Origin of the sequence: Bradyrhizobium zhengyangense, assembly GCF_022012435.1 — a bacterium.
GTDB lineage: Bacteria > Pseudomonadota > Alphaproteobacteria > Rhizobiales > Xanthobacteraceae > Bradyrhizobium > Bradyrhizobium zhengyangense.
Genome location: NZ_JAKLUA010000032.1, coordinates 1 through 12347, shown reverse-complemented (window position 1 = coordinate 12347; position 12347 = coordinate 1). Strand labels below are relative to the sequence as shown.

Below are 12347 nucleotides of genomic sequence, written 5' to 3'. Positions count from 1 at the left end.
GCTAACACCGTGAGGCGGGTCACAGAGCCCAGAGACTGGATTTTTTGGGCAAACGAAGGCCCGGTTCCGCAGTGCAGTTCCAGCGGGCGCCATTATGGTACAGGTCCGGAAGGCCAGCGTTGAGTTAGGCTCTGAGGCCTAAACACTGGTTCGACTTGCTTCTGGGGAGTGAGAGAGTGGCTCTGCGGCGGATCAAAGCATCTGCCGCTGCGCGAACGCTGCAAAGGCACCAGCTGCGGCGGTTAATTCCTCGAACGTCCCTGCTTCGACGATCTTGCCGTCAACCAGCACGATGATGCGGTCGGCATTCCTGACGGTGCTCAGCCTGTGAGCGATGACGATTCGGGTGACGTTCAAATTTTCCAGCGCATCACTGACGATGGCCTGGGATCGATTGTCGAGTGAGCTCGTCGCCTCATCGAACAGCAGGACGCGCGGCCGTCGCGCGATGGCGCGCGCGATCATGATGCGCTGCCGTTGTCCCCCGGAGAGAGTACTGACACCTTCGGATATCTGGGTCAGCATGCCCATCGGCATGGCCTTGATGTCTTCCTCAATTCCCGCAAGTCGGGCGGCGTCCCACACCTGGTCGAGCGGAAGCCGAAGTCCACCACAAATATTTTCGTAGATGTTGCCATTCGCGAGCCGCGCGCTCTGCAAGACAACGCCGAGCTGCCGCCGCAAAGCACTCACATCCAGCGTCTCGATTGATTTTCCGTCGTAGAACACCGCACCCGACTCCGGCCACTCGAAACCGAGCAGCAGTCGAAACAAGGACGACTTGCCGCTTCCGGACGGCCCGACGATCGCAACATATTCGCCCGGTGCGATCTTCAATGAGACATTATCGAGCACCAGCGGGCCGCTGGACAGATACCGGAACGAAACGCGCGCAAGCTCGACCGAACCCGACAGCTCTCCCGGCGCCTTTCTGTCGTCGGAGATCTCCGTCGGGCTGGCGATGAGGGGACGCAACCGGAGCAGTGGCGGTATCGCGATCAGCGCTTCACTGACGCCGCCCGCCCAGGAGCCGACGGCACCCATGGATTGCCCGAAGGCGGAAAAGAAGGCGAAGAATCTGCCGAGATCCGTCAGCAGATTGCTGTTCGAATAGGACGCATAACCAAAGATGATCAGCGTCGCGATCGTCGGAAATGCCGTCTCGAACGCGCCAAGGCCGTTGCTGGCGAGCTGCGACGACACGAAATACTGTTTTTGCGTCGCGAACTGCCTCGACCAGATCCCGAGGGCGCGCCCGGTTGCCCCGGACACCCGCAATTTGCCGACACCCGTCAGCAGTTGGAGGACGAATCCGCTGACCTTGCCCTGCTGGTTGAAGTGCTTGTTCTCGAAATAGAGCCGCAGCAGGTTGGTCGAGATGATGGCGGCCGCCCTGACGAATGTCAGCCCAATCGCGAGCAGCGCCAGTTTCGGACTATAGTAGATCATCAAGCCGAGGCTGAAGATGCAGAAAAGGCCGGCGATCATGCCGCGGACCGCGTGGCCCGTCAGGGCACGACGTGCGGCGTCGATGCCCGTCGCGCGGTCGACCAGCTCGCCCGTCGTGAATTTTCGGAAGACGGCAGTTGGCAGCCTGAGTATGCGATCGATCATCGCTGACTGTAATCGCCAGTCGATCAAGGCTTCCATGCGGAGCATGACAAGGCCCTGCATGACCTGGACGCCGGCGACCGAAAGGGCCGTCAAGCCTAGCGCGAGGCCACAAAAGACCAGCTGGTCGAGTTCGGATCTCGGGATGATCGAACTGATCAGCAAATTGGTGACGAAGGGCGTCACCAAGGACAGAAGCCCGATCACCACGACCACCAGGGCGATACGCAGTCCGCTGCCACGCGCATAGCGCAGGGCAAATTGCAAAAGCTCCCTGAACTTCAGCGAGCTTGACGGCAGCGGTGGATACAACATCGCCGCTTCCGGAGCAATTTGTGCCGCCACGCTGCGATTGACCGACAGGCGCGCCTTCGTCAGCGGATCGATCATCACGTAGCCACGGCGTGGCTCATAGACCAGGGCGACCGGCTCGCGCTTCTCGCCGAACCAGCCGACCAGCGGGCCTGCATCGGTTCTCCACCAGTCCGACCTGAGCAGAACCTGCCGGAGCCGCAGCCGAGAATCCAGCGCGATCTGCGTCAGCCCAGCGAATTCCTGCCGGCTGCCATCCGCCCGCCCAGAGATCGCGATCGGCATACGCATCGCGCTTCCGACGAGCTGGCAGGCGCCCGCAAGTCGATCGGAATAGGATGCATCGGCTGCCTCATGATCGAAGCGCCGCACGATAATGCCGGAGAGGCGATCGAAGGCTTCCATGGACTGCGACGCCGCGAGTGCATTCCGGCTCATCAGCCGCTCGCTCTCGCTTTGCCTCTCGTGAACCAGAATGCGTTGGACGCAGGCAGCGAAGCTTTGGTGAAACTGATCGACCGCCGGCCAGATCGCGGCCGGCATTGCGCCGTCTGCGACCACGCCGCAGCCCTCCGCGCCCGCCTCGACCCACAAGCCTGATGTGAGCGGCAGAGGCTGGCTTCCGGCTGCGTATGGCGGGGAAATGCCCATCAATCTGAGGTCGCCGCGCTCGACGGTCAGCCACAGCAGACCACGCATGAGACCGCGGCCAGCTTCGTTCGCTGCAAGTTCGGCCTTGCCTTCCGGCAGCTCGGGCATTTGCCACAGCGGTGCTGGCCCCGCGACGAAGCGCGCGAGCCGTTCGATCCAGCGCATGACCTGCGCGGGAGGCAGATCGGATCTGGACCGTGCAGACGCACGCGTGGCTTCGGTCCCCACTGCAATGAAGCCTGCGCCACGTTCCGTTGAGACGGCGATCTCCGGGAGATCGGCAACGATGTCGCCGCTTTCGATCCGAAAGAGATGGTGTCTCTTCCCGTATTCGCCCTCGTCGGTATCGACCGCGAAGATATCGAGATGACCGGCAACGACCTCGAACACGTAGCCGTGGTGATCGAGCAAAATGGGGCAGCGACCATCGAGCGTCATATCAATCGGGAATTCCGCCGACCTGACGAGGCTCGCACCAGACACAATGTTTTCAGCCGGACGGATCATTCCTGGGACACCAGCCTCGCATATTCGCCCTGGTGCGCCAGCAGGCTCTCATGCGTCCCCCGCTCCACGATCTTGCCCTGCCTCAACACGATGATCTCGTCGCAATCCCTGATCGTGCTCAGGCGATGTGCGATGATGATGCAGGTGCAGCCGGTACGGCGCAGATTTTCGTCGATTGCCTTTTCGGTGACCGGATCGAGCGCAGCCGTGGCTTCGTCGAGAACGACAACGGAGGGACGGCCGACGAGGGCGCGCGCGATCTCGATGCGCTGTCGCTGCCCGCCGCTGAAATTCGTTCCACCCTCGCTCACATAGGAGTCGTAATTGCCAGCCCTGATGGCGATCTCGTCCTGGATTTGCCCGTCTTTCAGGGCTCTGGTGAGCTCGGCATCCGGCGTAGTCCGGTCCCAGAGCGTAAGATTGTCGCGCACTGTGCCCTCGAACAGGAAGATATCCTGATCCACATAGGCGATGGAGTTGGCGAGGATTTCGGGAGGAACGTCCGAAAGCAGAGCCCCGTCGATCATTATCTCTCCGGCCCAAGGCTTGTTGAGGCCGCAAATCAGGCGTCCCAGCGTCGATTTACCGCTTCCGGACGAGCCCACAATCGCAACGCGTGATCCCGGGCTGATGTTGATCGAAAGCTCGGAGATGAGGGGAGGTTCAAGCAGTGAATAGCCGAACTGCACATTCCTGAGTTCGATGCGCCCGGCAAGCTTGGCGGGAAAGCGTCTTTCAGATCCGTGCCGGCTCGGCTTGTCGCCCAGTGGATAGTTGTAGACATCTTCGAGGCGATCGAGGGCGCCCCGGATCAACTGAAAGCCGCTGGCCTGATTGACCAGCGTTGCGACAGGCTCCGAGAAGCTTGCCATCAGCGACTGGAAGGCGACGAGGCTGCCAAGCGTCAGCGAGCCCTCGATCACCCGCAGCCCTCCGAGGATAAGTATCGCCGTCATGCTCAATCCGGAGATGAGGGTCGGGATCATATCGAGCAGGATTGATGACGAGGCGAGCTCGCGCTCGGCATTGAGAAGCTTGGCGTGGACACCGGACCAATGTCCGAAAGCCTCGTCTTCAAGACCGCTTGCCTTGATCGTCTCGATGGTCCTGACGATGCTGACCACCGCTCCCAAAGACTTTCCACGCTCTTGCGAGAGCCCTCGGCTGAGGTCCTCCCGGCGCCGGTGCGACAGGCGCAAGGATAGGACGTTGAGCATCGACAGGGCGACGCAGATCGTGGCAAGCCACGGATCGTAGACCACCATCGCAAACGCAAAGAACACGACCGAGGTGAGGTTGAGTACGTTGGCCGCAATGCCGCCCGCAAGCAGCCGCGCAATCTGCTCGTTGGCCGCAACGCGCGTTGCGATATCGCCGGCGTGGCGCTGAGTGAAGAACTCCATCGGTAGCGCCATCACCCGCCAGAGAAAGCGACTGATCATCACCACCGAGAGCTTCGTCTGCAGCCGCAACAGCAATGATTGTTGAAGCAGCGTCAGGATCGTGCGGATCAGAGCGGTGACGGCCATGCCGACCAGGAGCGGACGCAGCCACCCGTCCAGATGCTGGATCAGGACGTCGTCGATGAAGATTTTCGAGAAGCTCGCGGCGACGAGGCCCGGAAGGACCATGACGAAGCTGAGCAGGATGAGCAACCCCACTGCCGCCTTTGAGCCGCGCAGCTCGCGGACCAACAGGCGCAGTCCGCCGGGCTTGCTTCCCTGCGCGATGAACGCCGCCGTCGGCTCCATGGTGAGCACGACGCCGGTAAAACTCCTGTCCAGCTCGTCGAGGCCAATTCGCCTGCGCCCGAAGGCCGGGTCGTTGATGTAGGCGAACTTTCCATCGATCCCATCGAGAACAACGAAATGATTGAAGTTCCAGTGGATGATGCAGGGCGTCGGCGTCGCGCGCAGCGTCGCGATTTCCTGCCGGAATCCCTTGGCGGACAGGCCGAAGCGCCGCGCGGCCCTGACGACGTTGCTGGCCTTGCTGCCATCGCGTGACACGCCGCATTCGACACGCAACTGCTCGAGCGGCACCCACCTGCCATAATGCGCCAGCACCATGGCGAGACAGGCCGCGCCGCATTCCGCCGCCTCCATCTGCAGGACGGTGGGTGTTTTCTTGACTCCCGGACTAGGCTTGGCAGAACTATCCATCGATCCCAGTCAGCTTCCTGATGAGAGGAACAACGAGATCCAGCGGACGCCGATTCCGGGTGGTGATCTCGGCCTGGGCCAGCGTGCCGCTGGTCAGGTGCACCGGAGGTCCTTGACCGACAGCCCATCGATAGCCGCTCGCCGTCGAGTCGTCCTTTTCCAGGGATACGGTGACGGCATAGGGCGCGCCGTCGTGGGAGAACACCTTGACCAATTGATCGTTGTGAAGCACCGCGGTCATTCCCTGCGGTGTCACGGGAAACTCCGACACGCTGGAGACCGTCCCGATCATCATGCCGAACTCCTCGCGCTTGACGGTGCTGGGCGCGATGCGCACTTGAGAGCCTGGCTTGACGCTCTTGCCTTGCTCGGCGGGGATATAAATGACCGCCTCGAGCTTCGAGCCCTCATCTTCAATCGCGACGACCGCCGTGCCGACGGCGAGGACCGAACCGGTCGATATCTTGATCTCCAGCACGCGACCCGTGATCGGGCTGATGACCTGCGAATTGCGCCCCAGGGTCCCGGCGAGTGCCTGCATCTCGCGGCGCGCGTTGTTGGCCGCGAATTCGGCCTGCTGCAATTCGTGCTCGCGCTGGGTTTCGAGGTCGGATTGCTGCGCATGCAATTTGAGGATCTCGTTCTGCGAGTCCGTTCGTCGCTGCTGCGCCTCGGTCAACTCGAGACGACGATCCTCCAGCGTCTTCCGCGTCGTCAGGCCCTTGGCCATGAGCTGCTCGAGATTCTTCACGTCGATGTCCAGGGACTGAACGCGCTGCCCGGTTGCCTCGATGACCTTGTTGAAGGCCGCCTCGAGCTTATCGAGATTGGCGGCCTTGACGGCGAGCTCCGACCTCACCTTGCCGGCCATGTCATCATGCTCACGCTGGCGCTCTTTGTAGGCCTCGACCGCGTTTGCGTATTTCTGCTCGATGTCGGTCTGCGAGATCTGCGCAATGATCTGACCACGCTCAACATGGTCCCCGACGGAAATGCCGAGCGAAGCGAGCCGCCCTTCCGCGGCAGAGACTGCATCGACAACGCGGCCGCTACCGACCAGAATTCCTTGCCCCGACACGCGCGAGGGAATCCGGCCGTAGATCCCCCAGATAAGCGCCGCAATCAGAGCGACCGTTACGACGACGGCCAGGATCCAGTCGGCCGGCTTGGTAATCGCGACGAGATGGTCGAGTTCGTCCGGAGATGCCGCGCGTTGCAACGCGCTTGCACGGAAAATACGTTCGGGGCCGTCGGTCACGGTTCAAATCCCTCGCAACGATCTCGGCGCAATAACTTTCAGTTCGTCAAAGATGGGCCTGAAAAGACCGGCGCACGCGCCAATGATACATAGGAGACGATTTTCCTACAACGGTTCCGAATTCCCGGCGCGCGTGCAAGGCTTATGGAAAGAATAGGATTGAGGGTTCCATTGTGCGGCGCTATTGTCGGCCTTGAGGACGGCGGGCTTGTTGACGCAGAAAATTCGAGCGTCTCGATGATATGGCAAGCGGACAGCGTGAAACGTGCCGGACCGGTTCGTGTGATAGCCACCCGACTGGCGTGGCCATGCTTGGGGTTGCTGGTCGCAACGAAAATGTGCGTGGCCGGTGTCTTGAGTCCCGCCGACTTGAAGCGCGTCGAAGATCTCAGGCCAATGTTCGCCGGCTTGATGGCGGACCTCGTCCAAACCTCCAAACGGACCGACATTCCTGCTGTGGACGCAGATTGCGTCAAAGCCACCGTGCAAAATCTGGTCGAGATTTCCCAGGAGCTCTCAAGTTACGAGTATCTGATTACGATCGAGAAGGAGCTGACCAACGTCGGCGAGAATGACCCCACGCGCGATGTGGTCAAGTTTGCCATTGAGCAGTCGGCCAATATTCTGTCCAGCCAGCGTAAAAAGATTGCGCAACTTCCCGATCAATGCACCCGATCGGCTGTTGCGGTGGCAAAATCCCAGCAGGCCCTTCAGGTTGTTGATGCGACGACTGGGATTTTGAGTTCCATTCGCTCCCGGCTTTGAGCTGCTGGGCGCAACGACCCGGCTGGCTCAAGTCATTGTTAGAAAGGACCACCGGTCTGACGAGATTCAAGACCCTCTCAAGGTCGGACGCGGTGCCCCCCTAATTTCACTCAATTGCACCTGTGTGACCCCTCTCACGGTCTATCCACGCGGGCCGGGGTACTCCTGTGGCCACGAGATGAGAGGGGATAGACCCTCCACTACAACGGGAGACACAAATGACCGAGCGTAGCAATCAAGACCGTAGAGAGTTGGACGACCGCGAATTGAGCTCCGTGTCCGGCGGCTTCATCAATGACGGAGGCTGCATTGGGCCGTGGATTGTGGATGGGAAGATCACGACCCATCAGCCCATGGGCCCGAATCCCTGGCTGCCAGGTGGCATCTTCCACCGCTAAAAGACCAAGCGTTCAAACCCTTCATCACATCAACATTTGAAAAGGAGCGGCCAACATGCTGAACCCAAAACGTGCCAACCCTGAAATCATCGAACTGAATGATGCGGACCTCGAAGCGGTTGTCGGCGGCAACTGGCTCGGAGACGCCTTCCGTGCCATCGGCGGCGCCATCAGGGATGCCGCCGAGTGGGTCGGCGGACTGATCTTCGGCGGCTTGCAGGGCCCGGGCAACCTGCGCGGCCCGTTCGGCCCGGGCTCGGGACCGGGGCAGCCGCCCTTCTGAGTTCGCCAAGCAGAACTGCTCGCGAGTTTAGAGGCCGCATCGATTGGCGGCCTCTTCAACTTAGAGAAGCGGCTGCTCGCTAATTTGCGGGCTCTGCAGCCCCAAGAGCAGCGAACGGAAGCAGCACTCAGCTCGGAGGAGTAAAGTAAAGCGATTAAGGTTTACTGCTCAGGTTAATCTTCAGGACGGCTTGCGACGCTCAATGGGTTCGGTATGTCCTTGCGAGAGGGAGACCCGAATGTCCGATTTAACTGCAGATCAAGCCTCCGAGCCGCGCGAGCGACCTGGTCTATTTGATTTGGTCTTTCCCGCTTGTTTCGGCGTAGCTGCCATTCTCTTTACAGCCCTTTGGTTCGCGGCGATCGGTTGGGTCGCCTGGCAGCCCCTTCACATTCTTCTCGCCTGGTATTTTAGTTAGGCGTATCGGCAATGAGCGAATTTGGTGGCCTATCCGATCACTTTGTTCTGCGGATGTACGAATTCATCCGGCAGGAGGTCCAAGCTGACAGCTTATCCGGCGCCCGGCTCGTGGGCCCGCCCGCAAAGCGCCGCGCCGACAATCTACTTAGGGAGATCGAGCACCGGGGTCTCTTCTGCAATCCAATCGAGTGGCCCGAGCATTTTCAGGAGACGCCATGCGAGGCTTTGAACATCTGAGGATGGATCAAAAGCCTTCCTTGTCTGTAGTACCAGAAGAGACGTAGACCGCCACCTCCAGCTAGATTGACGTTTCCTAGCGCGAGCCTGATCAGCAGAACCGTCAACATACTGCTCCGCGGCCCAGCCCGCGGCGAAATAATTTTCACAACTTTCCCGTTGTGCAGCAAATCCCTGTGGGGCATGAGGGGTAGCTGTCGGAAAACAAGCTTGTGGCGACATGCCGAAACATTCAGCCACGTCTCTCCGAGTCCCGACGACGTTAAAGCTGCAGCAGAGAGGGCTGCTAAAGCTAGGCGCATGTCTGTTGCAGCCATGATCAACGAACTGCTTGTCGAGCACCTCAAGGATATCTCAAAGGATGAGGCTGCTGATCAACGCACCTAAGAGAGCGAAGTATTGGAACTCTAGCGTATTTCTCATCGATAGGTAGCCAGAACCCGCCCTCATTGGCAGCGGCTACCTACTTGGACTCGTTGTCCGAAGCTGGGGATCGAACGCCATACACCGCTACTAGATTGGGTTCACATTTGCCCCCGATATGGCGCTCCCGCGCATCATCGGCGCTTTTGTTCCCAAATCACCCTTGCGCCTTGATGCCGCCGCGAGGTCCGCGTCTTGTTGTCAATGGCTTGCAATATTGGGACCACACACTCTTGAAGACCTCCCTTCCGCTGGAGTGCGTGGAAAATGCAACGTGAAGCCGATCTCGTCGCCTCGGAAATACGTAACAATCACAAATCAGTGCACGACCATATCGTCGTCGTGGGCTTCTTTGTGAGCGTCAGCGTCGCTATGGCCGTGGCTTTACATTTTGGGCCGCGGCGTCATCCTCGCGGCAGGCTGGATAGCTGGCTAGAGCAACCCTTTAGCTTAAGGGCTCGACTTCCTCCTGCGCCAACTCTGGCAGGAGATATCGACCGCCACGTTGGCCGACGACGCTTCCGTCCTTCGCCTCAAACGCGCTTGCCATGTGCGAGGTCCCGCTTGGCCTCCACCAGGTCGCTAGACATCATCTCGGCGACGAGCTGCGCAAAGGTGCGTTTCGGCTTCCAGCCCAGCACCTCGCGCGCCTTGCTGGCGTCGCCGACGAGGAGATCGACCTCGGTTGGGCGGAAATAGGTAGGATCAATTTTCACCACGGTCTTGCCAGTCTTCGCGTCGATGCCGGTTTCGTCCACGCCTGCGCCGCGCCATTCTATGCGGCGGCTGACCTGCGCGAAAGCCAGCTCGACCATCTGGCGCACCGAGTGCATCTCACCCGTGGCGAGTACGAAGTCGTCGGGCTTGTCGGCCTGTAGGATCATGTGCATGCCCTCGACATAATCCTTGGCGTGGCCCCAGTCGCGCTTGGCTTCGAGATTGCCGAGATAGAGCGTCTGCTCAAGCCCAAGCTCGATCCGCGCGACGCCGCGGGTGATCTTTCGGGTGACGAAGGTCTCGCCGCGGATTGGGCTCTCATGGTTGAACAAGATGCCGTTCGAGGCAAACATGCCGTAAGCTTCGCGGTAGTTCACCGTGATCCAGTAGCCATAGAGCTTGGCGACGCCATAAGGCGAGCGCGGATAGAACGGCGTGGTTTCCTTCTGCGGGATCTCCTGCACGAGGCCATAAAGCTCGGAGGTCGAGGCCTGGTAGAACCGCGTCTCCTTCTCCATGCCGAGGATGCGGATCGCCTCCAAAAGGCGCAGCACGCCGATGGCATCGGCGTTGGCGGTGTATTCCGGGCTCTCGAAGCTGACGGCGACGTGGCTCTGGGCGGCGAGATTGTAGATTTCGGTCGGCCGGATCTGCTGCACCAGGCGGATCAGGTTGGTGGAATCCGTCATGTCGCCGTAATGCATCAGGAACGGCACGTGGCCGACATGCGGGTCCTGGTAGAGGTGATCGACGCGCGCGGTGTTGAATGAGGACGAGCGCCGCTTGATGCCGTGCACGACATAGCCGAGCGACAGCAGATGTTCCGCAAGATAAGCGCCGTCCTGGCCGGTCACGCCGGTGATGAGAGCAATGCGTTGAGTCATGGCCAACCTTGTTCCCGCAGCATCGAAATTTTTGGATGCGCACAGAGGGCCGAACGAAGCGCATTCCTGCCTTCTCTTGGCCATATCACCCAGCGTGGGTCAACCCCAGGGACGATGCCGAAACCGGGATATTGGGAGCGCGGAGACGGATTGGACCAGAAGCACAATAGTGATACTGAGCGCGAGGTCCGCCGCTGCGGTGGTGCGCCCCTCATCGAGATACAAACTCGAGCCGAAATACGCCGCCGAGCATGACGGGGGTGAGGCCCCTCCCACTTGAAAGATCGTTGCACAAAGTGGATCTGCGATTCTCTAGGACCAGGCTTTAGAGGGGACTTGGAGTGGTATGGGCAGGTTGGGCGACCGAGCTTCGCCCACGCGTTGGTGTCGCGTCAACGGTGGAAAGGAAACCCGGTGCTGAGACTGATTTGCGAATTGGCTGACTGGATTCTGTGGAGCGCATGCAGGGCGGTCTTCCGGACTGGAGCGCGGCTCGCCGACCCTATCCGCGGCTAGGATGTTCAAGGGACTGCTGCTGCAGCAATGGTACGGGCTGTCCGATCCGGAGCTTGAAGAAGCGCTCGATGCGCCTCGGTCCACGATTTCTGCGGCTTTGTGCTTAGCGACGAGATCCCTGATCATACGACGATCTGGCGCTTCCGTGAGGCGTCGCACCGGGCCGTCTCGACGAGAAGCTGTTCGCCGAGATCCTGCACCTAGAGCGAGTATTGGCGCTGTGCGGGGCGCATTGATCGACGAGACCCTAATTCCGGTTGCAGTGAAGCCACGAAGGAGCCGCGGCCGCCGGGCCCGGATGGGCACACCCCGAGCAAGCTGGTCAACAGCGAACGCGAACAAGAAGGGCGGCAAGCAGTTACTTCCCGCGACATCCGCATCACGCCGTCCGCCATCGTTGGCCAAACGAAAATGCAACCTTCGAGGCGCTTGTGAACCAACCCCACTAACCGTGGCCGCCACGTCTCGCGACCAGATATTCGTCTTGAATTCGCGATGCTCCATTGTTGTTGCTTGCACGCGCTTCCGTGCGCGACTTGCGATTAAAGCAGCGCTACAAGCTAACACCCCGATCAGAAATCCAGTCAACATTTGCTCCCCCACTGGAATTGCTGAGCGGTCCTTCAACGTGCAGGTGAAAAAGCGTACTCCCCGGGCCTAGTGCTCCGTCCGGCCTAGCTTTTCCCTCCCCGAGCAGAACTCAGGACCAACCGTCGCGCGTCTTGACCTGTAAGTTTCTGGAAGGCTTTGATTAGACGGAGCATCTGAAGATCTTCGACGCCTGGGGACATGGCAAAGACCTCGTATAAAATGACCAGCTCAAATTCCGGAAGAATTATGCAGCGTGTCTGGGGAATTAGGAACATGAAACTTAGAGGAGGGTTAAGTGCTGCCGGCTCCAAGGCTTGAGGTGAGCGACGCCGGCTGTCGATCATTGCCCAAAGCTGGGGCCTTCTCTCTGAGACCTTACAAAGAACGAGCTGACCAATGAGACGGCCGCCTAGGTCGTTTTGTAGAGGGGATCGTTTCCCTTTGGATCTTGCAGAAATTTGGGAGCGTGTCCGCGTTCACGCGGGGTCGCGCGTTCGGACGGGTCGCGGCCGAGCTTGGACTGCAGCTCGATCAAGTCGGTGAAGACGTCGGCTTGGCGGCGCAGCTCGTCGGCGATCATCGGCGGCTGGCTGGCGATGGTGGAGATCACGG

General features: G+C 60.2%; 9 protein-coding genes and 2 pseudogenes. 6 read left to right on the top strand and 5 right to left on the bottom strand.

Going from position 1 to position 12347, the window contains the following annotated elements; translation table 11 throughout:
- Nucleotides 1-192: 192 nt before the first annotated feature.
- Genes L6637_RS39840 through L6637_RS39830 form a run of 3 tightly spaced genes read right to left on the bottom strand, consistent with a single transcriptional unit; the run spans nucleotide 193 to nucleotide 6501 of the window.
- A complete protein-coding gene (locus L6637_RS39840) occupies nucleotides 193-3081 on the bottom strand; it encodes an NHLP bacteriocin export ABC transporter permease/ATPase subunit (RefSeq protein WP_237874158.1) in 2889 nt (962 codons plus the stop codon).
- A complete protein-coding gene (locus L6637_RS39835) occupies nucleotides 3078-5243 on the bottom strand; it encodes an NHLP family bacteriocin export ABC transporter peptidase/permease/ATPase subunit (protein WP_237874157.1) in 2166 nt (721 codons plus the stop codon). The genes L6637_RS39840 and L6637_RS39835 overlap by 4 nt, the downstream gene beginning before the upstream one ends.
- Complete coding sequence (locus L6637_RS39830; RefSeq protein WP_237874156.1) at nucleotides 5236-6501, bottom strand: NHLP bacteriocin system secretion protein; 1266 nt, start codon at nucleotides 6499-6501, stop codon at nucleotides 5236-5238. The genes L6637_RS39835 and L6637_RS39830 overlap by 8 nt, the downstream gene beginning before the upstream one ends.
- A 159-nt stretch (nucleotides 6502-6660) precedes the next feature.
- Between L6637_RS39830 and L6637_RS39825 the strand changes: the two genes are divergently transcribed.
- The 5 genes from L6637_RS39825 to L6637_RS39805 all read left to right on the top strand — a co-directional run bounded on the left by L6637_RS39825 (nucleotide 6661) and on the right by L6637_RS39805 (nucleotide 8604).
- Nucleotides 6661-7266, top strand: coding sequence for a hypothetical protein (locus L6637_RS39825; protein ID WP_237874154.1), 606 nt, complete (start codon nucleotides 6661-6663; stop codon nucleotides 7264-7266).
- Nucleotides 7267-7484: 218 nt separating this feature from the next.
- Entirely contained in the window at nucleotides 7485-7664 is a 180-nt protein-coding gene (locus L6637_RS39820) for a hypothetical protein (protein WP_237874152.1), read from the top strand.
- A 55-nt stretch (nucleotides 7665-7719) separates the two neighbouring features.
- On the top strand, nucleotides 7720-7947 hold the full coding sequence (locus tag L6637_RS39815; RefSeq protein ID WP_237874150.1) for a hypothetical protein: 228 nt from the start codon (nucleotides 7720-7722) through the stop codon (nucleotides 7945-7947).
- 238 nt (nucleotides 7948-8185) lie between these two features.
- Entirely contained in the window at nucleotides 8186-8365 is a 180-nt protein-coding gene (locus L6637_RS39810) for a hypothetical protein (RefSeq protein ID WP_237874147.1), read from the top strand.
- An 11-nt stretch (nucleotides 8366-8376) separates the two neighbouring features.
- A complete protein-coding gene (locus L6637_RS39805; protein WP_237874146.1) occupies nucleotides 8377-8604 on the top strand; it encodes a hypothetical protein in 228 nt (75 codons plus the stop codon).
- A 956-nt stretch (nucleotides 8605-9560) separates the two neighbouring features.
- On the opposite strand, the gene gmd is transcribed toward L6637_RS39805, so the two are convergent.
- Nucleotides 9561-10628, bottom strand: coding sequence for a GDP-mannose 4,6-dehydratase (gmd, locus tag L6637_RS39800; protein ID WP_237874144.1), 1068 nt, complete (start codon nucleotides 10626-10628; stop codon nucleotides 9561-9563).
- Between the two features lie 603 nt (nucleotides 10629-11231).
- Between gmd and L6637_RS42510 the strand changes: the two are divergent.
- A pseudogene (locus L6637_RS42510) lies at nucleotides 11232-11348 on the top strand (transposase); the annotation flags it as partial.
- A 796-nt stretch (nucleotides 11349-12144) separates the two neighbouring features.
- Here L6637_RS42510 and L6637_RS39790 read toward each other — a convergent pair.
- A pseudogene (locus L6637_RS39790) lies at nucleotides 12145-12347 on the bottom strand (LabA-like NYN domain-containing protein); the annotation flags it as partial.